General features: G+C 49.1%; 28 protein-coding genes. All 28 read left to right on the forward strand.

The window, feature by feature from the left end; genetic code table 11:
* Window positions 1-125 precede the first annotated feature (125 nt).
* The 28 genes from spoIVA to AC506A_RS02215 all read left to right on the forward strand — a co-directional run bounded on the left by spoIVA (window position 126) and on the right by AC506A_RS02215 (window position 25351).
* Window positions 126-1604: a stage IV sporulation protein A gene (gene spoIVA / locus AC506A_RS02080; protein WP_475779386.1), complete on the forward strand. Its 1479-nt coding sequence runs from the start codon at window positions 126-128 to the stop codon at window positions 1602-1604.
* A 286-nt stretch (window positions 1605-1890) separates the two neighbouring features.
* On the forward strand, window positions 1891-2166 hold the full coding sequence (locus AC506A_RS02085) for an HU family DNA-binding protein (RefSeq protein WP_090976740.1): 276 nt from the start codon (window positions 1891-1893) through the stop codon (window positions 2164-2166).
* 259 nt (window positions 2167-2425) lie between these two features.
* Window positions 2426-2647, forward strand: a complete 222-nt coding sequence (gene mtrB, locus AC506A_RS02090; protein ID WP_495459339.1) for a trp RNA-binding attenuation protein MtrB — start codon at window positions 2426-2428, stop codon at window positions 2645-2647.
* 81 nt (window positions 2648-2728) lie between these two features.
* Complete coding sequence (locus tag AC506A_RS02095) at window positions 2729-3262, forward strand: hypothetical protein (RefSeq protein ID WP_495459340.1); 534 nt, start codon at window positions 2729-2731, stop codon at window positions 3260-3262.
* Between the two features lie 156 nt (window positions 3263-3418).
* The gene (locus AC506A_RS02100) at window positions 3419-4288 is read left to right on the forward strand and encodes a heptaprenyl diphosphate synthase component 1 (protein WP_495459341.1); all 870 of its coding nucleotides are present in this window, start codon (window positions 3419-3421) and stop codon (window positions 4286-4288) included.
* 10 nt (window positions 4289-4298) lie between these two features.
* On the forward strand, window positions 4299-5018 hold the full coding sequence (locus AC506A_RS02105; RefSeq protein WP_495460946.1) for a demethylmenaquinone methyltransferase: 720 nt from the start codon (window positions 4299-4301) through the stop codon (window positions 5016-5018).
* Complete coding sequence (locus tag AC506A_RS02110) at window positions 5015-5890, forward strand: UbiA-like polyprenyltransferase (protein ID WP_495459342.1); 876 nt, start codon at window positions 5015-5017, stop codon at window positions 5888-5890. Before AC506A_RS02105 ends, AC506A_RS02110 begins: the two co-directional genes overlap by 4 nt.
* A 29-nt stretch (window positions 5891-5919) precedes the next feature.
* Window positions 5920-6546 (forward strand): UbiX family flavin prenyltransferase, encoded by a 627-nt coding sequence (locus AC506A_RS02115; protein WP_495460947.1) that lies wholly within the window; start codon window positions 5920-5922, stop codon window positions 6544-6546.
* Window positions 6509-7375, forward strand: a complete 867-nt coding sequence (locus AC506A_RS02120) for a menaquinone biosynthetic enzyme MqnA/MqnD family protein (RefSeq protein ID WP_495459343.1) — start codon at window positions 6509-6511, stop codon at window positions 7373-7375. The genes AC506A_RS02115 and AC506A_RS02120 overlap by 38 nt, the downstream gene beginning before the upstream one ends.
* Entirely contained in the window at window positions 7372-8346 is a 975-nt protein-coding gene (gene hepT / locus AC506A_RS02125) for a heptaprenyl diphosphate synthase component II (RefSeq protein ID WP_495459344.1), read from the forward strand. The genes AC506A_RS02120 and hepT overlap by 4 nt, the downstream gene beginning before the upstream one ends.
* A gap of 21 nt (window positions 8347-8367) precedes the next feature.
* Window positions 8368-8811: a nucleoside-diphosphate kinase gene (gene ndk, locus AC506A_RS02130; protein WP_495459345.1), complete on the forward strand. Its 444-nt coding sequence runs from the start codon at window positions 8368-8370 to the stop codon at window positions 8809-8811.
* A 78-nt stretch (window positions 8812-8889) separates the two neighbouring features.
* Complete coding sequence (locus AC506A_RS02135; protein ID WP_495460948.1) at window positions 8890-9672, forward strand: CheR family methyltransferase; 783 nt, start codon at window positions 8890-8892, stop codon at window positions 9670-9672.
* Between the two features lie 66 nt (window positions 9673-9738).
* Window positions 9739-9906: a hypothetical protein gene (locus tag AC506A_RS02140; RefSeq protein WP_495459346.1), complete on the forward strand. Its 168-nt coding sequence runs from the start codon at window positions 9739-9741 to the stop codon at window positions 9904-9906.
* A gap of 202 nt (window positions 9907-10108) precedes the next feature.
* A complete protein-coding gene (aroC, locus tag AC506A_RS02145; RefSeq protein ID WP_495459347.1) occupies window positions 10109-11278 on the forward strand; it encodes a chorismate synthase in 1170 nt (389 codons plus the stop codon).
* Window positions 11278-12387 (forward strand): 3-dehydroquinate synthase, encoded by a 1110-nt coding sequence (gene aroB, locus AC506A_RS02150; RefSeq protein WP_495459348.1) that lies wholly within the window; start codon window positions 11278-11280, stop codon window positions 12385-12387. Before aroC ends, aroB begins: the two co-directional genes overlap by 1 nt.
* A 1-nt stretch (window position 12388) precedes the next feature.
* On the forward strand, window positions 12389-12757 hold the full coding sequence (gene aroH, locus AC506A_RS02155) for a chorismate mutase (RefSeq protein WP_495459349.1): 369 nt from the start codon (window positions 12389-12391) through the stop codon (window positions 12755-12757).
* A gap of 348 nt (window positions 12758-13105) precedes the next feature.
* Window positions 13106-14656 (forward strand): anthranilate synthase component I, encoded by a 1551-nt coding sequence (gene trpE, locus AC506A_RS02160; protein WP_495459350.1) that lies wholly within the window; start codon window positions 13106-13108, stop codon window positions 14654-14656.
* 8 nt (window positions 14657-14664) lie between these two features.
* Entirely contained in the window at window positions 14665-15717 is a 1053-nt protein-coding gene (gene trpD, locus AC506A_RS02165; protein WP_495459351.1) for an anthranilate phosphoribosyltransferase, read from the forward strand.
* Window positions 15707-16501, forward strand: a complete 795-nt coding sequence (gene trpC, locus AC506A_RS02170; protein WP_495459352.1) for an indole-3-glycerol phosphate synthase TrpC — start codon at window positions 15707-15709, stop codon at window positions 16499-16501. The genes trpD and trpC overlap by 11 nt, the downstream gene beginning before the upstream one ends.
* Complete coding sequence (locus AC506A_RS02175) at window positions 16501-17208, forward strand: phosphoribosylanthranilate isomerase (RefSeq protein ID WP_495459353.1); 708 nt, start codon at window positions 16501-16503, stop codon at window positions 17206-17208. The genes trpC and AC506A_RS02175 overlap by 1 nt, the downstream gene beginning before the upstream one ends.
* Complete coding sequence (gene trpB, locus AC506A_RS02180) at window positions 17205-18410, forward strand: tryptophan synthase subunit beta (protein WP_495459354.1); 1206 nt, start codon at window positions 17205-17207, stop codon at window positions 18408-18410. The genes AC506A_RS02175 and trpB overlap by 4 nt, the downstream gene beginning before the upstream one ends.
* Entirely contained in the window at window positions 18406-19215 is an 810-nt protein-coding gene (gene trpA, locus AC506A_RS02185) for a tryptophan synthase subunit alpha (protein WP_495460949.1), read from the forward strand. Before trpB ends, trpA begins: the two co-directional genes overlap by 5 nt.
* A gap of 192 nt (window positions 19216-19407) precedes the next feature.
* On the forward strand, window positions 19408-20505 hold the full coding sequence (gene hisC, locus AC506A_RS02190) for a histidinol-phosphate transaminase (RefSeq protein WP_495459355.1): 1098 nt from the start codon (window positions 19408-19410) through the stop codon (window positions 20503-20505).
* 4 nt (window positions 20506-20509) lie between these two features.
* Window positions 20510-21601: a prephenate dehydrogenase gene (locus AC506A_RS02195; RefSeq protein ID WP_495459356.1), complete on the forward strand. Its 1092-nt coding sequence runs from the start codon at window positions 20510-20512 to the stop codon at window positions 21599-21601.
* A 519-nt stretch (window positions 21602-22120) separates the two neighbouring features.
* Window positions 22121-22717, forward strand: coding sequence for an RNA polymerase sigma factor (locus tag AC506A_RS02200; RefSeq protein WP_090976703.1), 597 nt, complete (start codon window positions 22121-22123; stop codon window positions 22715-22717).
* Window positions 22714-23316, forward strand: coding sequence for an anti-sigma factor family protein (locus AC506A_RS02205; protein WP_495459357.1), 603 nt, complete (start codon window positions 22714-22716; stop codon window positions 23314-23316). Before AC506A_RS02200 ends, AC506A_RS02205 begins: the two co-directional genes overlap by 4 nt.
* A gap of 50 nt (window positions 23317-23366) precedes the next feature.
* Complete coding sequence (locus AC506A_RS02210; RefSeq protein ID WP_495460950.1) at window positions 23367-23957, forward strand: histidine phosphatase family protein; 591 nt, start codon at window positions 23367-23369, stop codon at window positions 23955-23957.
* A 146-nt stretch (window positions 23958-24103) separates the two neighbouring features.
* Window positions 24104-25351: a hypothetical protein gene (locus tag AC506A_RS02215; protein WP_495459358.1), complete on the forward strand. Its 1248-nt coding sequence runs from the start codon at window positions 24104-24106 to the stop codon at window positions 25349-25351.
* Window positions 25352-25388 lie beyond the last annotated feature (37 nt).

The following is a 25388-nucleotide window of genomic DNA, read 5'->3' on the forward strand; positions in this document are numbered from 1 at the left end:
TTGCGTCGCTTGTTTGCAACTGTGGCAGGCGGGTAGCGGCGAACCCTGACGACGAACAGCAGGAGGAAAGCAGCAGTAACGGTACGTCCATGTACAGGCGAAATACGATTGGGAGGGGATATTCAGTGGAGAAAGTGGACATTTTCAAGGACATTGCCGAACGAACCGGCGGGGATATTTACCTCGGCGTCGTTGGTGCAGTCCGCACAGGCAAATCAACCTTCATCAAGCGGTTCATGGAGACGGTTGTGCTGCCGAACATCACGAACGATGCCGATCGGGTGAGAGCTATCGATGAACTGCCGCAAAGCGCAGCAGGCAAGACGATTATGACAACGGAGCCTAAATTTGTGCCGAACCAAGCTGTACAGCTTCGTGTGGCCGAGGGGCTTGATGTAAATGTCAGACTCGTTGATTGCGTTGGATATGCGGTAGTAGGCGCGAAAGGCTATGAGGATGAGAATGGCCCTAGAATGATAACTACGCCATGGTTCGAGGAGCCGATTCCATTCCAGGAAGCGGCCGAAATCGGAACGCGTAAAGTCATTCAAGAGCATTCCACGCTCGGCGTCGTCGTGACGACGGACGGTACAATTGCGGAAATTCCGCGCAGCTCGTATGTTGAAGCCGAAGAACGAGTTGTGAATGAGCTCAAAGAGGTCGGTAAGCCGTTCGTCCTCATTGTGAACTCCACACGGCCGAAGAGCGACGAGGCGCTTGCGCTTCGCAGTGAACTTCAGGCTAAGTATGACATCCCGGTCATTACGCTCAGCGTAGCGACCATGGGTGAAGAAGAAGTCATGTCGGTGCTGCGTGAAGTGCTCTATGAGTTCCCAGTGCATGAAGTAAACGTCAATCTTCCTAGCTGGGTTATGGTGCTGAACGACAATCACTGGCTGCGCAGCAATTACGAGAATTCGGTACGCGATACGGTCAAAGATATCCGACGTCTGCGCGATGTAGACCGAGTCGTCTCGCAATTCATGGAATACGAATTCATCGCTCGCGCCGGACTAAGCGGCATGAACATGGGGCAAGGGGTCGCCGAAATCGACTTGTATGCGCCGGATGAATTGTATGACCAAATCCTGATGGAAGTTGTCGGCGTAGAAATCCGCGGCAAAGATCATCTGCTGCAGCTGATGCAGGAGTTCTCCCATGCGAAGCGGGAATATGACCGTTTTGCAGAAGCACTCGAAATGGTCAAAACGACCGGTTACGGCATTGCAGCACCGACACTTGCAGAAATGGCGCTTGATGAGCCTGAGCTCATCCGCCAAGGCTCACGCTTCGGTGTTCGCTTGAAAGCGACTGCACCATCGATCCATATGATTCGCGTGGATGTGGAGTCCGAATTCGCGCCGATCATCGGTACAGAGAAACAAAGCGAGGAACTTGTCCGCTACTTGATGCAGGATTTCGAGAACGATCCAATCAAGATTTGGGAATCCGACATCTTCGGTCGCTCGCTCCATTCCATCGTAAGGGAAGGCATCCAAGGCAAAATTGCGATGATGCCGGACAATGCGCGCTACAAACTTCAGGAAACGCTGGGCAGAATCATCAACGAAGGCTCCGGCGGTCTGATTGCCATAATCTTGTAATACGTAAGAGACACGCGAACACAGCGTGTCTCTTTTTTGTCGTTTTGAGGGGTATTTCGCAGTAAAAAGCATGAAAAACCTAGAGAAATCCTTGGAAAAACTTGTTCAGCCTCTTGAAATTCTATAGCCAACTGTATTACTATAAATCTGTTCATGGTTCAGTATGCAGGATTTGCACATAACGGAATTTCTTTGCACCAAGGCCTGCAGGTATATTTTCTGAGGTTTCGGTAAAACAGAATGATAATGATGTGCTTATGAACTGCCGTCAGGGGAGGTGAAAGAAATGAACAAAACGGAACTGATTGCGAAAGTAGCCGAATTGACTGACCTTTCCAAGAAAGATGCTTCCAAAGCGGTTGATGCCGTTTTTGATGCCATCTCCGACTCGCTGCAAGGCGGGGATAAAGTGCAATTGGTGGGTTTCGGTAACTTCGAGGTGAAAAGCCGCGAAGCCCGTAAAGGTCGCAACCCGCAAACGGGTGAAGAGATCGACATCCCAGCAAGCAAAATCCCGTCTTTCAAAGCGGGTAAATCACTTAAAGATCTTGTCTCCAAATAAGAAACGGTTTAGGCCGTTGATAACGTCCGGGTGCTTGCTGCATCCGGACGTTTTTCGTCTCTTAGGGGCGGTTTCGTTTCTATTGACAAGGGGAGTTAATTCCAGTAGACTTTTTCTTGCGGTTCTTGGGTTGACTTTGAATCGCCGTAAATAAGCCGTGCATAACAAGCCATAGCTGCTGTCCTGAGCACGATGTTCGGGAGGCAGTTTTTTAACAGATACGGTCTAAGGGCCAATGATCGAATAGGAGGCAGTGCACATGGAAGACATGAGTGGGGAATATATCGTCATTAAAGCGAAAGCTCAAGGCGTACAAGTCATCGGACTGACTCGCGGGCAGGATACGAAATTTCATCACACCGAGAAGCTCGACAAAGGAGAAATCCTTATCTGCCAGTTTACAGACCACACGTCAGCGATAAAGATTCGCGGCAAAGCAACAGTACTTACGAAGTATGGTACCGTCGATACAGAGGATTAAAGCGAAAAGCAGGCATAGCCTGCTTTTTTAGTTTGTACACTAGAGTAGCAGGACATTCTGTGCGCGAGAGGCGGATGGTAGATGTCGCATTACAAAAGACTGCTCTATGCGTGTGCGGTAACAGCAGCTGTTACCGTGTTACTATCTATACTTCCGTTAACGGATTCACGAATGAAGCAAGCCAAAGGCGATATATCTGTCTTTCACCCCGTACCGATAAAGCGGTTGAACGCAGGGGTGATCGTAGATTCGATGCTGGGACTTCATCTTGGATTGGACGTTAAACGGGTCGATTGGAAAGGATCGGTGCTGTCGGTCGATTTATCTACAGAGCATTATGGGAATGCTGTAGAGGAGTGGATGAGCGATTTGCAGCGACTTTTGGAATTTGCATTTGTACATACGGATAATGTGAGCCGTGTTTTAGTCCGATTCGTCACCCCAATGCAGTCAGAGAATGACGATGAGATTCCCGTTAACAGGCTGCTTGCTGCGGTTGATGTCAGACGGACGGATCCCTGGCTGTCCACAGATCTGTCAAACTTAAGCGCAGCAGAGCCATTTACTAACGAAATTTGGAGGCAGCGCCTGCGTTTGTCCATTTCCCAGTTGTAGCGAAACGCTACACATAGTGCTATAATTATTTAGATTATTAACTGATGATTGGTTTGAGACGACCTCTGGTCGACTCAGCATTCATCAACGTGATTGGTTCGAGACGACCTCAGGTCGCTTAGCAATCATCTAAGTTTTGTCCGGAGGCTAGGCCAAATGAAACCATATAGAATTCCTGAGATTGCAAAAAAGTATATTGAATACGATATGATTCAGATGCATACCGAGCTGCCGGATTTTCCCGATACGAGGATCAGGCTGCTCTTCGCATTTCTGGCCAATCAACGCACGCCGCTGTTCCACAGCGAGCTCTATTCGCTTGTCACTTCCCTCGTACAGATGGGGATGGACACGCATGACCTCATTGATTCCGAAAGCGGTCGTCTTCAAGAGCGTGAGATGAGATCGCGACAGTTGAAAGTACTTGCAGGCGATTACTACAGCAGCCGATTCTATCAGCTGTTGTCGCAAGCCGGTCAGGTCGATATGATTCGCAGGATCAGCAGCGGTGTATCTGAGGTCAATAAGCTCAAGGTTAACTTATACCTGAGAATGAAACAGCTCAAGCTGACGGCTGAAGAGTACCTGAACCACTGCGTACAGCTGAAGACTGAGTTATTTCAAGCTTTCACAGTCAGCATGGATGAGAAGTTGACACGCGCCTGGACGGAGCTGCTGCAAGGCTTCGGACGCTGCGAGGTCGTCATGGATGAGCTGATACGCAGCGAGAAGCCAGAGCGGTTCAGCGGCAGCTGGGCATACTGGCATGTGTGGAATAATGGAACCGATGAAGAGAAACGCAAGCTATCCGATCTAATCACTGAGCCGTCTTATGCACAGTCCTTGATCGCAAAATATGATATTCGCACTCAATTGGCCGAGAAGCTGAAACAATCTGCTCTGCATGTACAATCGGTCGTTTCGTGTCTTGATTCCGATAAGCTCGTCCGCGAGTTGATGGGCATCGCAGAAACGTTTACACGTCCTCTTGTACCTGCGGCATCGGCCCAAGGCGAGAGAAGGTAAGGTGACTACCATGCAATCCAAATCCAAGGAACAGCACGTGCATGCCGTGTTTGAAAGCATTGCGCCAACGTACGACCTCATGAATGATTTAATCAGCTTCCGTCGACATAAGGCGTGGAGAAAATTTACGATGCGCAAGATGGATGTAAAACCCGGTGCTACCGCAATCGATTTGTGCTGCGGCACTTGCGACTGGACCATTGCGCTTGCGAAGGCAAGCGCAAGCGGTGAAGTAGTAGGGCTTGATTTCAGCGCAGGCATGCTTGAAGTAGGGAAGAAGAAAGTGAAGAGCGAAGGGCTTGATCGCCAAATTTCGCTCGTACAAGGCAATGCGATGGAGCTTCCATTCGAGGACAATCGTTTTGACTTCGCGACAATCGGTTTCGGCCTTCGCAACGTACCGGATCTCGAACAGGTACTTCGTGAAATGATGCGCGTGGTGAAGCCTGGTGGACAAGTGGTTTGCCTGGAGATGTCCAAGCCTACATGGCAGCCGTTCAAAGCGATTTATTATTTCTATTTCGAACGTGTGATGCCTGCGATCGGGAAGATGGTCGCGAAGCGGTACGAGCAGTATAAATGGCTGCCGGAATCGCTTAAGGCATTTCCGGACTCGAAGCAGCTGGCGGCGAAATACCGTGAAATCGGACTTAACAATGTTCGTGTATTTCCGCTGGCAGGCGGGGTTGCGGCATTACACATGGGGACGAAGGGAACGGACAACGCATGATTCGCAAATTTCGAATAATTTTAGAAATGATTAAGTTTGAACATACCATATTCGCCTTACCATTTGCTTTCATGGGCGCACTGCTTGGTGCGATTATTATGGAGAATCGGTATCCGGAATGGAGTGAAATAGGCTGGATCATTCTGGCGATGGTCGGAGCAAGAAGCGCCGCAATGGGGCTGAACCGAGTCATTGACCGTGTTATCGATGCCAAGAACCCGCGCACCGCGAAACGGGCGATCCCGGCAGGCCTGCTGCGAGCTGGTGAAGTCGGCTTGTTCATTGCGGTGTCCTTTATTGTGTTATTCTTTGCTGCTTCACAGCTGGATCCGATCTGTATGAAACTGATGCCGCTCGCGGTATTCATGCTTGTGCTCTACTCGTATACAAAACGTTTTACATGGCTTTGCCATGTTGTGCTTGGGCTGACAATCGGACTTGCGCCGCTTGGCGGATGGGTAGCGATTGCGGGACATTTCGAGCTGTCGGCTTGGGTGCTCTATGCAACAGTTGCTTGCTGGCTTGCCGGCTTTGATATTATTTATGCTTGCCAAGATTTCGAGTTTGACCGCAAAGAAGGCGTGTTCTCGATTCCGGCTAGGTTTGGTATGACCGGAGCTTTGCGGCTATCGCGCGGGTTTCATCTGTTGACGAGTATCGGATTCATTTCATTATATTGGTTAACCCCGCTTAGCTGGCTTTATCTGATTGGTGCCATCATCTCCGTAGGTATGTTGTGTTACGAGCACATCTTGGTAAAACCAAATGATATGAGCCGTGTGCAAACGGCATTCTTTACCATGAACGGGACACTGAGTGTTGTATTGTTTGCCAGTGCATTGCTCGATTTGGTGGTGCTGCATAAGTGGTAGAGCAAGTTGCTGAAGTAACGCGCAAGCGTATGGTTGTCGGTATTACAGGAGCGAGCGGCGCGATCTATGGGATCAGGCTGATCAGCAGCCTTCTGGAAGGCGGGCTGAGCGTACATCTTGTCGTGACCGAAGCAGGTTGGCGTGTGTTGAAAGAGGAGCTTGGATGGGATACAACGAAGCGTCAACTGGCGCTTGCCGCTGTGTTTCAAGATGCGATGGAAGCAGGGCAGTTGATCCTGCATCCCAATGCGGATATCGGAGCTTCGATTGCAAGCGGTTCTTTCCGAGCAGAAGGCATGATTATCATGCCATGCTCGATGGGGACGCTGGCATCAGTCGCACACGGCATTTCGGATGATTTGATGACACGTGCTGCGGATGTTATGCTGAAAGAAGGACGCAAGCTAATTCTTGTGCCTCGCGAAACGCCGCTGCATGCGATTCATTTGGAGAATATGCTGACGCTTGCCAAGCTTGGCGTTAAGCTGATTCCGGCGATGCCGGCCTTCTATCATGGACCGCAAACAATTGACGATATGATAAATTTTCTAGTCGGGAAAGTGCTTGATCAGCTTCCGCTGGATCATGATTTGTACAGAAGATGGGGAGATGAACAGCATGGGGTTAAATCGCCCGATTACAGTCGGTCGCATTGACTATGCGAACGTTTGGCCTATTTTTCATTATGCGGAGCAGCAACTGCCGCAGGAACGGTTCCGTATTGAGAAGCGTGTGCCTGCAGCATTGAATAAAGCGCTTCGGCAGGGTGAGATCGACATAACCTCGATGTCCTCGTATGCATATGCGGAAAATGCCAGTGAATACTTGCTGCTGCCGAATTTATCGGTTAGTGCGAAAGGACGCGTCAATTCGATACTGTTGTTTCTTAAGAAACCGCTCGAAGAGGTGCTCCAAGGACGGATTGCAATGACAGCAACGTCTGCAACATCCGTTAATTTGCTTAAAATTCTAATGAAGCTTTATTATAAAGCTGAACCTTCATATATAACGATGGAACCTAACCTGGACACCATGCTGGAGGAAGCGGATGCTGCACTTTTGATCGGGGATACAGCTATTCATGCTTCGTGGGCGAATAAGGAACGAGGTATGGCCGTTATCGATTTAGGTGAGCTATGGCGCAATTGGACAGGTTACGGCATGACTTTCGCGCTTGTGGCCGTCCGCAAAGAAATTGCCGCTGCTGATCCGGAGGCGGTATCGACTGTTCTGCATGCGCTAACGGCAAGCAAGGACAGAAGTCTTAGCGACCTGCAGCCTCTTATCGATAAAGCCTGCACATTGCTGGGCGGAGAAGCATCTTATTGGAAACGATACTTCAACGAGCTGCACTATAATTTCGGAACGGACGAGCAGGCAGGTTTATCGTTGTATTTTGACTACGCGCATCAACTAGGTTTGTTGTCGCACGAGGTTCAAATGCAATTTTTCGTAGACCAGCCTGCCCTCAAGGTGAACAAATGAAACTACTCGATATCTACGCTAAAATGAAAAGCGACTTGGATGCGATCGAAGATCAATTGGCGCGCAGCGTTACTTCCGAGCATACGCTGCTCACGGATGCTTCGACTCATCTACTTAAAGCAGGCGGCAAGCGGATACGTCCTGTTTTTGTGCTGCTTGCAGGTAAGTTCGGCACATACCGCCTGGAAGTGCTCCAAAGAATTGCTGTACCGCTTGAACTCATCCATATGGCTTCCCTTGTGCATGATGATGTGATTGACAATGCCGAAACCCGTCGCGGTCAACTTACGGTTAAATCCAAATGGGATAATCGGATTGCGATGTACACCGGCGATTACATTTATGGTAAGGCGCTTACGATTGTAACCGAGCTTGAAAACCCGCAAATTCATCAGATTTTATCCAAAGCGATGGTACAAATGTGTATCGGAGAAATGGAGCAAATCCGCGATTTCTTCAATACAGAGCAAACGGTACGCAACTACTTGCTTCGCATCAGGCGCAAGACGGCTTTGCTGATTGCGATCAGCTGCCAACTTGGCGCTATAGCAGCAGGTGCGGATCGGAAGACAGCAAACTGTCTGTATCGGTTTGGCTATAATGTCGGCATGACCTTTCAAATTCGTGACGACCTGCTTGACCTTCTTGGCACCGAGAAACAAATCGGCAAACCGCCAGGTTCCGACATTAAACAAGGTAATATGACGCTTCCGGTACTGCTCGCGATGCAAGAGCCATCGATAAAAGATGACTTACTTGTAGAAATAAATAAAATTCGCGAGTCGAATGGAGCAGGTGAAACGAAAAAAGCGTTGAACATAATACGTAAGAGCGCCGGTATTCATATTGCTGATGCCATGGCGACAAGATATATGAATAAAGCGATTGAGGCCCTAAGTGAACTGCCGAACATTTCGGCGAAGAAAAATTTGACGGATATTGCGCATTTCGTAGCAAAACGAAACTACTAAAGCGTTTGGGAGGGAATTCAGATGGAAAGAACATTTCTAATGGTAAAGCCAGATGGCGTACAACGCGGATTGATTGGTGAAATCGTATCACGCTTTGAACGTAAGGGGCTAAAGCTCGTTGGAGCCAAATTTATGATGATCACGCCTGAACTGGCTGAACGTCATTATGCAGAGCACATCGGAAAGCCCTTTTATCCGCCGCTTGTAGCCTTTGTGACGTCAGGCCCAGTATTTGCAATGGTTTGGCAAGGGGATAATGTCATCGGTCTTACAAGGGCGATGATTGGCAAAACGAATGCGCTTGAAGCAGCACCGGGAACGATTCGTTCCGATTATGCCGTACATACGAATTTCAATCTTATTCATGGATCGGATTCGCCAGAGAGTGCGGCACGCGAAATCGGTATTTTCTTCGCTCCGTATGAATTGGTGGACTACAATCAAACGATTCAGCAGTGGATTTAACTATTTTACTAACAAGCGATTCAACAGTGGAATTTAACATCAGGCGGCCATGTGTCTGCGACAGCGGGGGAAAACATGATGGAGGACAAGGATTTTACGCTTTTCATCAAGAAAATCAAAGAAAAAACAGCTATTGATCTTTCCCAGTACAAAGAAGCGCAGATGAAGCGGCGTTTGACGACGCTTAGGCAGAAGTACGGCTACACTACATTTGCAGCCTACTGGGATGGCCTTGAGAAGGACAAGAAGCTGATGAACGAATTTCTCGATCGGATGACCATCAATGTATCGGAGTTTTGGCGTAATCCGAGCCGCTGGGAAGCCATGGAGAAGAAGTTTTTACCGGAAGCAATCAAGGGCAACTCTCGCGTCAAAATATGGAGCGCAGCTTGTTCGACAGGCGAAGAACCATATACACTGTCCATGATCTTGACAGAGCTTGGCGCACAGGACAAATCATCCATTCTTGCAACCGACTTGGACAATATTGTTCTGCAGAAGGCGGCACAAGGCATTTATCAAGACAGGTCAATCCGCGAAGTACCTCGCACTTATATGAGTAAATATTTTACGAAGCATGATGAAGATAATGTAGCTGTAGTGAATCAGCTCAAGCGCAATATTACCTTTAAACAGCAGAACCTGCTTCATGACACCTTTGACACCGGTTTCGATGTGATCGTATGCCGTAACGTTATGATCTACTTCACGGAAGAAGCGAAACATCAGCTCTATCATAAGTTTTCGAAAGCGCTTAAGCCTGGCGGTCTGCTTTTTGTTGGCAGCACCGAGCAAATTTTCTCGCCGGCGCAATATGATTTTGATTCGGTTGAAACATTCTTTTACCGCAAACGCGCGTAGAAGTGTATATCGTTTTCCAACTTCTCCAATACTATGCTATGGATAGAATGGCATTGGAGGCACAGCATGGACAAACGTAAGGTTATTGCAGCGTATAAACGTGGATTCATAACGGTCCAGGAATGCGCCCAAATTCTCGGCATTGATACTAGACAAATGAATGGTCTCATGAGTGATCCACATTTGAATGAGGAACCGGAACGTCTGCGGGGCCATCAATCCGTGAATCATTAGTTGATAAGTGCGTGAAAGCTGTCTTGTCATGCCTTCTTCGGAAGGTGTGCTGGGCAGCTTTTTTATTGCGAAGCCGTCTAATCGGAGGCGCTCATTTCCTTGTCAAACCGCCGACGCTATACTATAATGAGCAAAGATATTTGGCAGACATACATAACCGGAATATTCGTTTGCGGTGTTCGGGATGAGGGAGGGCTTTACTGTGAGTTTACGTTATTTGACAGCAGGAGAGACACATGGTCCACAGTTGACAGCAATAATTGAGGGGCTTCCGAGCAATTTGCAGCTTGATTTTCAGGAGCTGAATTTTCAATTGCACCGTAGGCAGAAGGGTCACGGCCGTGGCCGCCGCATGCAAATCGAGAAAGATACCGCTAACATTGTCGGTGGTGTTCGTCATGGTAAAACAACCGGAGCGCCTGTAGCTTTGATTGTGGAGAACAACGATTGGAAGCATTGGACATCGGTTATGAACATCGAGCCGATTGAAGGCAGTGATGAAGAGAAACGCCGCGTTCATCGCCCGCGTCCTGGACATGCGGATTTGAACGGTGGACTTAAATACAATTTAAAAGATTTGCGTAATGTCCTTGAGCGCTCCAGCGCCCGTGAAACGGCTGCTCGTGTAGCGGTTGGGGCAGTTGCTCGCCAATTCTTAGCTGCTTTTGGCATTAAAGTGGGCGGTCAAGTGATTCGGATCGGCGAGATTGAAGCTCCGGCTAATCAATTGCCGCTGGATGAATTGGTTCGTTTGACGGAAGAGTCTCCGGTTCGCGTCGTAGACAAGGAAACCGAAGAGAAGATGACCGCTTATATCGATCAAATCAAAGCTGAAGGCGATTCCATCGGCGGAATTGTGGAATGTATCGTGGAAGGCGTGCCGATTGGTCTTGGCAGCCACGTGCAATATGACCGCAAGCTTGACGGACGGATCGCACAAGCTGTTATGTCGATCAATGCGTTCAAAGGTTGCGAAATCGGCATCGGCTTCGAAGCAGGCACCATTCGCGGCTCTCAAGTGCATGATGAAATCATGTATTCGGAAGAGCACGGCTATTATAGAGCGACTAACCGTCTTGGTGGATTTGAAGGCGGGATGACTAACGGAGAACAAATCGTCGTACGCGGCGTTATGAAACCAATCCCGACGTTATATAAACCGCTGCAAAGCGTAGACATCGATACAAGAGAGCCGTTCACTGCACAAGTAGAGCGCTCTGACAGCTGCGCCGTGCCGGCAGCAAGCGTTGTTATGGAACATGTCGTAGCATGGGAAGTAGCAAGAGCGTTTCTGGAGAAATTCGGCGGCGACTCCATGGAAGAGATTACTGCGAACTATAACAACTACTTGGCACAATTGAGGAGCTACTAATGAGCGGCGCTCATCGTGAACTGACAGTCGAGCTTGGCGAACGCTCCTACCCGATCTATATCGGGGAAGGGGTGTTGGATGAAGCAGGTAGCCTGTTTACTGAGCGAGGCATCAGCAAGAAGTCGCCGCTTATGATTATTACCGATGCGAATGTTGCAGAGCGACATTTAAGCCACCTGACAACGGTATTATCCGCGGCAGGTTTTACGGTTGTAACAGCTGTTGTTCCGGCAGGAGAGGGTTCCAAGTCCCTTACAGAATTGGAAAGATTGATTGGGATTGCACTAGAGCATGGACTTGACCGCAAATCCACAATTGTAGCACTGGGAGGCGGCGTGGTCGGTGATCTCGCCGGCTTCGTTGCAGCTTCTTTCATGCGCGGCATTAAATTCGTGCAGGTTCCGACGACGATCCTTGCTCATGACAGCAGTGTCGGAGGCAAGGTTGCGGTCAACCACCCGCTTGCGAAGAATATTATCGGTGCTTTTCATCAACCTGAGTTGGTGCTTTATGATTTGAAAACGCTGCAAACCTTGCCTGAGCGCGAAGTAAAGGCTGGTTTGTCGGAAGTTGTGAAGCATGGACTGATCTGGGATGCTTCATTCGTGACGTGGTGTGACGAGAATGCGGATAAACTGACTGCACTTGATGCCGATGCGCTTGGTTATGCACTCTACAAAGGCTGCAGCGTTAAAGCAGCCGTCGTCTCGAAGGATGAGCGGGAGAACGATCTTCGCGCGATTCTAAATCTTGGCCATACAATCGGTCATGCACTTGAGGCTGTTGCCGGCTACGGAGAGCTTTTGCACGGTGAAGCGATAGCGATCGGTATGGTTGGGGCTGCGAGGCTGGCGGTTCGTCTGGGTGCTCCTGAAGAGGTCTATATCGTGACGAAGCACGTACTGCAGCGAGTAGGCTTGCCGGTGCGGCTTCCTGCGCATTTGGATTCGGATGAAATCATGCGCGCAATGATGCATGACAAGAAGTTCCAAGAAGGTACAATGGTCTTTATCGTACCAACTGCAATCGGCGTCGTGGAAATCAATAAATCGGTTTCTACTTCTCTCATCCGGGAGATCGTGGAACAATTGAAACAGGAGGCCATCTAGAATGAGTGTACGGGGAATACGCGGAGCGATCACGGTCGAATTGAATGAAGAACTGCCGATTTTACAAGCTACAGAGGAATTGTTACATACCATCGTGGCATCTAACGGCATCGAGCCCGAGGACATCGCAAGTGTGTTTATTACGGTGACCGGCGATTTGGATGCAACGTTTCCGGCAAGAGCCATTCGTGTGATGCAAGGCTGGGAGCTTGTTCCGCTCATGTGCGCTGTTGAAGTGCCGGTTAAAGGAAGCTTGGCCAAATGCATCCGCCTTCTCGTCTCGGTCAACACAGAGAAGTCGCAGAAAGAAATCGAGCATGTTTATTTAGGCGGTGCGAAGGCATTGCGTCCGGATTTATCGAAAGCATAGATACAAGTAAAAAGCTCATTTTTAAAGATTGACGGATCCGTTTACGCTGGTGTATAGTGATTTCATACTTGAAGAATGAGCCGAGTTGAGCAGAGTAGTTAGTGAAGTTAGAAGAGATGAGTAGAGCTGAGCTGAGTTTTTAGTGCAAGATTGAGACGAGTGAAGAAGTGACGCAGGTCGTAGTTTGGCGCACCCTCCTGGATGGAATCTAGGCCATAGGTGTAGCTATCAGTCTATAACCGACGTTATGTTCTATTGCCGTATCAATGCTCATTTTCCATCTTCTGACATGATCACTCCTGCTGCGGCAGGAGTTTTTTTATTTTCCGACAGAGGGAGAGATTGGTTATGAATCAGGAGCTTCAAGGTGTCATTCGATTGTCAAGCACGTATAATTTGATTCCAATTGTCAGACATGTAATGGCGGATACAGAGACGCCAATTCGTATATTCCAGCATTTCTATAAGGAGCGCCGGGCCTTCTTGCTGGAGAGTGTAGAAGGTGGCGTGAAATGGGCGCGTTATTCTTTCATCGGTACCGATCCTTTCATGCTCATTCGGGGCAAGAACGGCGAGATGGTTATCGAAGTCAATGGCAAAGAAGAGGTGCTGCGCGAGAAACCGATTGAGCTGCTCAAAGCTCATTTGCGCTCATTCCGCAGTCCTTCTATCCCTGAATTGCCGCCGTTCACTGGCGGTGCAATCGGATTCTTCGGCTATGATCTGCTTCAGTATTATGAGAAGCTGCCGCCGCACCGCATTGATGACCTGAACATGAACGATCTGCAATTTATGTTTTGCGATCAGGTTATCGTCTTCGATCATTTCAAACAGCAAATCCAAGTGATCGGGAATGTACATATCCCGAATGCGGCGACAGATAGTGAAATTCAAACTGTCTACGAGCAAACGGTCAGCCGTATGGAGGCAACTATCGAGCGCTTGCAGCAGCCGCTGCCGTCCACTTTGATGGCGGCAGGAAGCATTCCGGCCGATCCCGATCTTGGGGAGGTAGCCTCCAACCTGACAAAGGAACAATTTCTAGCGAATGTTGATAAATCGAAGGAATATATTCGTGCAGGTGATATTTTCCAGGTGGTGTTGTCGCAACGGTTCAACATCGAAACAGAGGTCGATCCGCTTCATGTATACCGCGTCCTGCGCACGATGAATCCTTCACCTTATATGTACTATTTGAAAATGGATGATGAGGTCATTGTCGGTACTTCACCGGAAGCGCTGGTCAAGGTGGACGGAGAACGCGTTGAAACTCGTCCGATCGCCGGAACGCGTCCGCGCGGCAAGACGCCTGAGCAGGATTTGGCGCTTGAGAAAGAATTGCTGGCAGATGAGAAAGAACGCGCTGAGCATTTGATGCTCGTCGATCTAGGCCGCAATGATATTGGACGCGTATCGGAATTCGGTACTGTCCGCTGCGATTCATATATGGAGATTGAGCGTTACTCCCACGTTATGCATATCGTCTCGAATGTATCGGGCAAGCTTCGCGAGGATAAAGATTTCTTCGATGCCTTCGTTTCTTGCATGCCAGCAGGTACGGTATCCGGAGCTCCGAAACTGAGAGCGATGGAGATTATTGCAGAGCTGGAGAACGAAGCACGCGGCGCCTATGCCGGTGCAATCGGCTATCTCGGCTTTGGCGGCAGCCTCAATACCTGTATCACGATCCGAACGCTGATCTTCAAGAATGGTAAGGCCTATGTTCAGGCTGGGGCGGGCATTGTTTGGGATTCCATTCCGGAGAATGAGTATATGGAAACCGTTAATAAAGCAATGGCTATGCTCAAAGCGGTTCGAGCTGCGGAAGCAATCTTCGCCGTACCGGATCGCACGAGCAGCATGATCAATATGGATTACTATGCGGATGCGAAAGGGTGAGCAGGGGCATGGCAGTTACGAATGAAATCATGACTATGCAGCAGGCGCTGAACGTAGTAGTTAGCGGGACTAACCTTACACGTGAAGAAGCACGCGGCGTAATGGAGATTATTATGAGCGGCGAAGCTTCCGGCGCGCAAATCGGCGCTATCGCTACCGCGCTTCGGATGAAAGGTGAAACCAAAGACGAGATTACGGGCTTTGCAGAAGCGATGCGTTCGTTTTCGAATCATGTTCAAACCGAGCGTGACGGACTTCTGGATACCTGTGGAACCGGTGGATCCGGGATTCATAAATTCAATATCTCGACTGCTTCTGCTATCATTGCTTCAGCAGCCGGCGTCCGGGTTGCCAAACATGGCAACCGGGCGATGTCCGGCAAGTCCGGCAGCGCAGATACGCTTGAGGCGCTTGGTGTCAACATTACACTATCGCCGGAGCTGGCAGCACGCTGTCTGGATGCCATCGGGATTTGCTTCATGTTCGCACAGCTGTATCATCCATCACTTAAACATGCCGCTGGCCCGAGACGTGAAATCGGTATCCGTACGATCTTCAATATGCTTGGTCCATTAACGAATCCGGCAGGCGCTGACCGTCAGCTTCTCGGCATCTATGATAAATCCAGAACCGAGACGATTGCTTCCGTATTAAGTGAGCTTGGCTTGAAACGTGCGATGGTTGTAAGCAGCTTTGATGGTTTGGATGAAATCAGCATCTCTTCACCGACGCAAATTTCGGAGCTGCAAGGCGGTTCCGTTCGCACGTATACGATCACGCCTGAGGAGCTTGGTTTGACTACACGTTCACTGAGTGAAGTCATCGGCGGCGATGCCGCTGAGAATGCACGTATCATCCGCTCTATTTTTAATGGTGATGACTTCGGCGCTTACCGAGATATTGTCCTAGCCAATGCAGGCGCATGTATCTTCGTTGGTGGCGGTGCGGATTCCCTCCAAGCAGGTGTTGCTGTGGCACGGACCGTCATCGATTCCGGCAAAGCAGCGATGAAGCTGCGGCAGTTGATTGAAACGACAGGAGAGTTGAGCCATGTTTCTTGATAAAATCGTAGCATCCAAACGGAAAGAAGTAGATGATCTGGCGGCACATTTCTCCATTCAAGCTGCAGAACGGCAGATCGCAGAATTACCGCCATGTCGAGGCTTCGAGCGTAGATTAATTTCTGATACGAAGCGTGATCTTGGGTTGATCGCCGAAGTGAAGAAAGCTTCGCCGTCGAAAGGGCTCATCCGGGCTGATTTTGACCCTGTTGCGCTTGCCCGTATCTATGAGGAAGCAGGAACGGACTGTATCTCAGTGTTGACGGACGAGGATTATTTTCAAGGAAAGAACGAATATTTGACAGCTGTTTCGAAGGCAGTAAATGTTCCATTGCTTCGTAAAGATTTCACGGTAGATCACCGTCAAATATACGAAGCTCGCTTAATCGGTGCGGATGCGATTCTGCTCATTGCAGCCATCCTACGGCCCTCCCAGCTAGCGGATTTCTATGATACAGCCAAAGCGATTGGCCTCGATGTACTTGTGGAAGTACATGACGAAGAGGAAATGGAATCCGTCCTTGGCCTGGGCAAAGCAACACTGGTTGGCATCAACAATCGAAATTTACACACATTTGTAACGGATATTAAGACGACAGAGCGACTGATTGGTTTAGTGCCCCCAGGTATAACGGTTATTAGCGAGAGCTCGCTTTCCTCGCGTGAGGATATTGAGTTCGTGAAAGCGGCAGGTGCAAAAGGCGTGCTGATCGGCGAACACTTCATGCGTCAACCGGATGTAGGCGCAGCTGTTGAGCAGCTAATGGGACCGGTGAACGCGTAATGTCAGCTGCAGAGACAGAACAAGATCATAATGGTACGTCTAAACAGACACGCATCAAAATTTGCGGTTTGCGAGATGCAGCTACCATTCGCCAGATGAATGGGCTTGCCTTTGACGAGATTGGTTTCATATTTGCACCAAGCAAACGTCAAGTATCACCGGAGCTAGCCGGGACACTCATCGAGGAAGCCCGGAAGCTGCGTGCGGAAGGCGGTAAAGCTCCGTTGACGGTCGGCGTGTTCGTTAATCCTAGCCTGCAAGAGTTGCAATCCATTCTTGCTGCTGCACCGCTCGACGTTGTTCAATTGCATGGCGAGGAATCACCTCAGCTGTGTGCGCAGGTGAAAGAAGTGCTGAACGTGCACGTGTGGAAAGTGTTTTCCGTTAAGGATATCGAAGGAGATGTCTCAAGCGGAGCTTCAAGACTTGAAGGTTACGCAGGGGTAGTAGATGGATTTCTCATTGATACAGCCGGCGGCGGTACCGGACAGACGTTTGCGTGGCATGTCATTGATCATTATGCTCAAGCTGCGGCAGCCATCGGCGTACCGCTCTACGTAGCAGGCGGGCTTCATCCGAATAATGTTGTGGATTTGTTAAGTCAGTATTCCCCGGGCGGCGTTGATGTGTCGAGCGGTGTGGAGACAGACGGCTTGAAAGATATTCAGAAAATTCGATTGTTTGTGGAAAGGGTGAGAAGCGTATGAACCAAGTCCCGGACGTAAACGGGCGCTTCGGTAAATTCGGCGGACGTTATGTGCCTGAGACGCTCATGAACGCGCTGCTTGAGTTAGAGGAAGCATACCAGCACTACTCGAAGGACCCAGAATTTATTGCAGAGGTTCGTTATTTATTGACTAAATATTCAGGCAGACCGACTTCGCTGTATCATGCGCAGCGTTTATCCGATCATCTTGGCGGCGCTCAAATCTATTTGAAACGCGAAGATTTGAACCATACAGGTGCGCACAAGATTAACAACACCATCGGACAAGGTGTACTTGCCAAGCGAATGGGTAAAACAAAGATTATCGCAGAAACAGGAGCAGGCCAGCATGGTGTTGCATCCGCTACAGTAGCAGCGCTTCTAGGTATGGAATGTAAGGTGTTCATGGGCGAGGAAGACACGAAGCGCCAAGAGCTGAACGTATTCCGCATGAAGTTGCTCGGTGCGGAAGTGGTTCCCGTTATGTCCGGGACAAGAACGCTCAAGGATGCTTGTAACGAGACGCTTCGTTACTGGGTTAGCCATGTAGATGATACGTACTACATCCTTGGCTCCGTTACAGGACCACATCCATACCCGATGATGGTTCGCGATTTCCAGCGTATCATTGGCGATGAATCCAGGGAGCAAATTCTGAAAGAAGTCGGACGTTTGCCGGATTATGTAGTTGCAGCTGTCGGCGGAGGCAGCAATGCGATCGGTATGTTCTATCCATTCATCGGCGACGACGGCGTGAAACTGCTCGGCGTTGAAGCGGCCGGTCGCGGCGTGGAAACGGAAGAGCATGCGGCAACAATGACGAAGGGCCGCCACGGTGTATTCCAAGGATCGCTCAGCTATGTGCTGCAGGACGAGCATGGACAAGTACAGCCGGCACATTCGATTTCGGCTGGCCTTGACTACCCGGGCATCGGACCGGAGCATGCATACCTGAAAGATACGGGCCGTGCAAATTATGTACCGATTACAGATGCTGAGGCACTCGAAGGATTGCAGCTTCTATCGCGTACAGAAGGCATCATCCCGGCACTGGAGTCGGCACATGCCATCGCTGAAGTTATGAAGCTCGCTCCGACACTCAGCCGCGATCAAATTATTGTGGTCAGCTTGTCAGGACGCGGAGACAAAGACGTTCAAGCGATTATGGGCTACTTGGGAGGCGACGAAAACCATGGCCATTAATGAAATAGATGCAGCCTTTCAGCGGCTGCGCGAAGAAGGCCGCACTGCGTTGATTCCTTTCCTTACAATTGGCGATCCTGATCTTGGCACTTCTGTGGACATCATTGGGGCACTAGAGCAAGCGGGCGCTGACATGGTGGAGCTTGGCGTTCCTTATTCAGACCCGTTGGCGGATGGTCCTGTCATTCAACGCGCTTCCGAGCGTGCCTTGAAGAATGGCCGAGTCACGCTGGTCGATTGCATTCAGGTTGCTGAGAATGCCCGTCAAGCCGGCATTAAACTGCCATTCATTCTGTTCTCGTACTATAATCCAATTTTGCAGTATGGGCTGGAACGTTTCTTTGAACTCGTAACAGAGAAAGGAATCAGCGGCTTAATAATTCCGGACTTGCCGATTGAAGAGGATGCAGAGGTTCGCGCAATGGCAGAGGCAGCAGATATTCATCTCATTCCGCTTGTTGCTCCTACATCTAATGACCGTGTGAAGCGTATTGCATCCATGGCGCGCGGATTTGTATATTGCGTATCCTCGCTGGGCGTTACCGGCGTACGCGCTGACTTCCATAGCGGAATTGACGAGTTTCTCGCAACGGTTCGTGAAGCAACAACGACGCCGATCGCGGTAGGCTTTGGTATTTCCAGCCGTGAGCAGGTGGAGCGTTTCGGCAAACAGGCCGATGGCGTTATTGTCGGAAGCGCGATTGTGCGCAAGATCGAAGAGGTCGTGCCACTGCTGCAAGCAGCGGATACGAAGCAAGAAGGCTTAGAACAAATTCGTGCATTTGTTCAAGAATTGCGCGGCTAAAGCATGAATCCGATACCCTTTGGGCTGCCTCCGGCAGACTGAAGGGTATTTATTTCATGAAACGCTTCTGCACATAAAAGCTTAAAAGCGCGAAAGAAAATGAGGCAAAAAGCTTTTAAATGACCACAACTTGTGAGACAATGTTGGAATAGCAATTCTAAACTATACGCCACATATACGAGGTGATTATTGGTGCAACCCAAACAAAGTATCGTTCATTTGCCAGTGTACCAACCAGGCAAGCCGATTGAAGAAGTAAAGAGAGAGCTTGGCCTTAAAGAAGTGATTAAACTGGCATCCAATGAGAATCCGTTCGGAAGCTCCGAGCATGCAAAGGCTGCCATTCAGAATGAGCTTAACAACATTAGCATCTATCCGGACGGCGGAAGCGTCGAACTGACGAACGATTTAGCACAATATCTCGGCGTGCTGCCGAAACAAATTATTTTTGGCGCTGGATCCGATGAAGTTATCCTCATGCTTGCCCGCGCTTACTTAATGCCTGGCGACGAGACAATTATGGCGGATGAGACGTTCCCGCAGTACAAGCATAACTGCGAAATCGAAGGTGCTACGATTATTGAAGTACCTCTGAACAATGGCACGCATGATCTGTCTGCGATGCTGACTAAAGTTACGGACAAAACGAAAATTATTTGGGTATGCAACCCGAATAACCCAACAGGTACGATCGTACGCAAGGAAGAGCTCGAAGCATTCGTGCGTCAAGTTCCTTCGAACGTAATCGTTGTTCTGGATGAGGCTTACTACGAATATGTAACGGATGCCGGTTACCCGGATGGGATATCACTGCTTCCGGAATTTAAGAACGTTATCGTATTGCGGACGTTCTCCAAAATTTACGGGCTTGCCTCGCTTCGCATCGGCTATGGAGTCGGTCACGAAGATGTTATTCGCTCGATCAATCAGGTTCGCGAGCCATTCAACACTTCACGTTTCGGCCAAGCTGCAGCGAAAGCATCGCTTGCTGACCTCGCTTTCTTGAACAGCTGCAAGGAGCGTAATGCGGCAGGTATCAACTATATGTGCGAACAATTCGACCGCCTTGGTCTGAGCTATTTCGAAGCGCATGGCAACTTTGTCATGGTGGATGTGAAGCTGCCTTCGCAGCAGGTATTCGACGGTTTGCTTCGCAAAGGGATCATCTCTCGTGCGCGTTGGTCGTATTACCCGACTCATATCCGCATTACGGTAGGCAGCCAGGAGCAGAACGAAGCTTTCGTTCGCGCGCTTGAAGAAGTACTCTCAGAAGCGGCGGTGCTGGGTTAACATCATGACGAAAATTGCGATATTCGGCGTCGGTCTAATCGGCGGTTCCCTCGCGCTTTGTTTTAAAGGCAAACCGGGTATTACGGTCGTCGGTCATTCCATACGTGAATCATCCGCAGCCAAGTACCTCGAGAGAGGCGTCGTCGATCATGCGACGACGTCGCTCCGCGAGGCGGCGGAAGGCGCGGATTTTATTTTTCTATGCGTGCCTGTAGGTTCGCTTGAGCAGTATGTGCATGATCTTAGCGGGCTCGACTTAAAGCCGGGATGCATCATTACAGACGTGGGCAGCACGAAAGCATCTGTTGCCGCAACGGCACGAAAGGCTCCGCTAGGCAATGCCGTATTTATCGGCGGACATCCGATGGCAGGATCAGAGCGCTCAGGTGTAGAAGCAGCCTCCTTCTATCTATTCGAAAATGCTTTCTACGTATTGACGCCGGATGCTACAACAGCGCAGCGTGATATCGACAGACTAACCGAACTGCTCGCCTATACGCGAGCTCATATTGTACATGTGGCTCCTGATGAGCATGACGAGATTGTCGGTGCGATCAGTCATCTTCCTCATATTATAGCGGTGGCACTTGTTAACTTGGTGCGTGGCTATAATGACAGCAATTCGTTATACAGTGTTCTGGCAGCTGGGGGCTTCCGCGATATTACGCGCATCGGTTCCAGTGATCCGGTTGTATGGCGTGACATTCTGGTGAATAACCGTGAAGTGCTGTTAAAGCTGCTGCACGAATGGCAAGATGGGACAAGCGCCTTCATCGAAATGCTTCAAAACGAAGACGGAGCAGGTATTGAACAGGCATTCCAGCAATCCGGTCAATTTCGCAGCAAGCTGCCGGAGCGTCGCAAAGGAATGATTCATTCCGTATATGAATGCTATATTGATGTTCCTGACCATCCCGGTATAATCGGCCATGTCACAACAGAGCTGGGCAACAGCAATATCAATCTGAGCAATATCCAAATTATCGAGAGCAGGGAAGATGTGCCAGGTATTCTAAGACTCAGCTTCCGTAAGCAAGAGGATCTGGATCTCGCCGTCCATAAACTGGATCAAATTGGGTATTCTGTTCATTTTTAAATTAGTTGTCGCTAAAATGAAAACGCTTATTGACAGAATGAAAACGTATACATATAATAAAGGTACAGTATGGTTTCTCTCCACTCCTATCCAAATCCATCGCAGAATTTTGCGGGGCCGCCTTTATAGGCGGTCTTTTTTTTTGTTTATAAATCCATTTCAATGAAACATTACGCACGGAATGTTCGTCACTGACATAGAGAACGAATGCTACAATAGCCCTAATATAGATACCAACGGGAATGTGTTCATAATTCCTTCACTGGGTCCCGAATCGGATCTTTGAGAAAAATTTACCCTAACACCTGATAAGACATGTTACAATCGGTGTAGATTATGTAAAAAAGTGGGTCTTTGCATTATGTCGAAAGAAGCAGGATTTTCGGTTTATATAACGAATTAATAATGGAATAATGCGAGGAAACATTTTTTTAATGATCGCGCAACTTTTCACTCTCGTGTCGGTACAATATATTACCGAACCGGGAGCACTCCTAAGGCCAAGGAGGGTCGCCCGCGATGACGGATTCCCAGCTTATACGCGAAATCAAAGATGGTAACATACAGCTTTATTCCGAATTGATGCGGCGCTACCAACGTAAAATCCTTGCCTTCATCTACCACATGTTAAAGAGCGCTAAGCTCGAGCTTCTGGCAGAGGATTTATGCTCGGAAACGTTCTACAAAGCGTATCGTAGTCTGCACTCATTCCGGGAAGTTGATGCTTCCTTCTCTACATGGTTGTATACCATTGCACGAAATACGGTACTTAGTGAATTGCGCAAGCAGAAAGCAGGCAGCGTATCCTTTGACGAAGTCGGATACATACCTATCGCGCCGCCGGAAGCCGTTCCGGAGCAGCGTTTGCTGCAAAGCGAGCGGATGTCAATGGTTCGTGATGCGATTAACAGCCTGCCGGAGAAACAGCGATCAGCGCTTATATTACGTGAGTATGACCAACTGGATTATCAAGAAATTGCTAATATTCTTGGTCAAACGGTAAGCTCCGTAAAGTCGCTCTTGTTTCGAGCACGCAGCAGTGTCAAAGTACAGCTTGAACCGTATTTCGGCGAATCGCCAATGCTGGAGGAATACGAGGGGATGAAAATGCGATGAAGTGCCTCGAAGTACAACAATCGTTTGGCGTCTATTGGGATTTATCCGAAGATGATAGCGAACGAAAGTCAGTCAACGAACATCTTCTGACCTGCGAGACTTGCAGGGAGGAATTTCGTGTATGGGAAGAAAGCGAGCAACTAATCAAGTTCTTCTCTGATCATTCCGATGAAATCGGCCCGATTGATCATTTAAATACCGGGGTTATGGACCGTATCTATACGGAACAGTCCTGGTATATGCCTGTTGCTAATCGCAGCTACCAATTCACCAAATCATTCCGCAGGAATGTGACGGCTATTATTGCATGCTGCATGGCGATGTTCGTTTGCGGACTCTTCTACTTGTTGAAAGGAATCGGAAATTCCTCTTCGGTTGAGGTGGCAAAGCTTACAGGATTGCTCGAAACAGCCAACGCTGCCAGCGACAGTTCCTTAATCAGTGCAGACTTCTACGCAGATGTCCCTGTTGCCAGCATTAGCGATCCAATCGTACTGAATATCGTGCCAACGGTACCGCAATACTATGTGGCGTTATCGTTACTCGGCATAATAATCACACTGCTTATTCTCAATTGGTTCTCTCGTACACGGAATTAGCGAATACGTCTACATATACGATGACTTCTCATTGAAAGAGGGAATGAATGTTGCGGATCGGACTCATACGCCATGGTAAGACAGACTGGAATGGACTTGGAAAAATCCAAGGACAAACCGACATTCCGCTTAACAGTGAAGGAATCAGGCAAGCACAAGCGTTAGCTTACCGTTTGGTGCATGAACCGATGAAGTGGGATGCTGTCGTGTCGAGCAACCTGTCCCGTGCAGTCGAAACCGCTCGAATCGTTGCCGACACACTTGGTATACCGTTGTTGCCGGGCGATGCGAGACTTCGAGAGCGGTTCTATGGTGAGATCGAAGGAACGACAGAGCCTGAGCGTTTGGCCAAATGGGGACCGAACTGGAAACGCTGCGACTGCGGTCAAGAAAACGATGGTTCTGTTCGAGAACGTTCTCTTGCTTTCGTTGAGGAAGCCGCAACTGCGATTCCTGCGAGAAACTTGCTGGTCGTGACTCATGGAAGCTTGCTTGCCCAGTTACTGCAAGCGATGTGCGCTGATTTGGCGGATAAACCCATCCACAATTTATCGTTTTCAATTATGGAGCGGGAAGGAGCGGCCTGGACGCCGCTGCTGCATAACTGCACGCTTCATCTCGAACAGCTTCAACAAAGCTGACGATATCGTTTTTTAATGTAAAGACAGCCACTGACCAAGAATTACGAGGTCGGTGGCTTTTTTTATCTCAGGAGGTTATAAATTTCGCCAATGTTCCCATAATGGTAGTAAACCTGCAAGCGGGGCCGGGAACGGAGGTTTGATAGATGAATTTAGCGGACATGCTTAGCTACGCGGATATTGGCCAGCTGAGCCGGATTGCGACAACCTATCAATGTGAGTGCAATGGAAACTCGAAGAATGATTTGATTCAGTCTATTTTGTCCACGGTGAATCGCAGGGATGTATTTGAAGCACAGATCGGGGCAATGAAGTTAGAAGATCTCCGATTTATCAATTCTCTCTTGTTTGATGCTAGAGATGCTTTCAGTTTAGAGGAGCTGATTGCACGCGTACAGCAGAGCAAATTCAGCAGCCCAGGAGCGGATACGCAGACAGAGACCGGGATTGGCCAAGTGGTTGTGAGTGAAACGGCGGCTGATACCAAGAAGAGTCGTACTTCCAAAGCCAAGGCAAAGCCGACCAGCAAAACCAAAGCAGCCAAAGAGAAACAACAGCCTGAAGCCGGACCGAGAGATACGATTTCGAGGTTTAAGCAATACGGTTGGTTGTTTAACGGATATGCCGGACCTGACCGTTATTTGTTCCAGGTTCCGAGTGATTTGAAGGAACGGTTTAAAGAAACGATGGAACGCAAACTCGTCTCTCAGGTTACATATACGGACGATGAGCCGCACGCTTACCGGGATGAGCAAATGTTAATGGGGGACGATGTCTCGCAGCTTCTGACCTATATTCACTTGAACGAAATCTCACTGACGTCAGAAGGAAACATGTATAAGCGTAATATTCTGCAGCTGCTTGAGTTGTTCGGTGTTAAGGAACAACTTCCGGTCAAAGGGGAATGGCGCTTTGGCTACGGAAGAAGAATCAAGGAGTATCCGAGCCGGATGTCGCTGCTATATGACTATTGCTACTATAAAGGTTGGATTACAGAGACGGAAACGATGCTTGTATTGACTCCGGCAGGCAGAGAAAGACAAATGCTGAAAACTCCGGAGCCTCCGGACAAGCTGTATCAATTCTGGCTCAGACTTTACAAAGGTCCAATACCTAATATTCGGGCAATCGTACATTGGATCGATAAGCTCGGGAGCCGCTGGGTCAAAGCCGAGACCATCTTGATTACGCTGACCCCTTATATTAAACCTTTCTATTATGATCAGCCTGATACGATTCTCGAACAGCGATTAATTAGCATGATGATGCATTTAGGACTTCTGAGGATCGGGGAGCATGCCGAATTTGGACAAGTGATCCGAATGACTCCGCTCGGCAGGACAATAATAGCGGGGCAAAGTATCGACGATGAAACGATTGTTCTGAACCGTTAGCAAGGCAGGTGTCCGGGAAACCGGTAGGCATGAGCAC

This window comes from Paenibacillus sp. N22P23 (genome assembly GCF_059383735.1).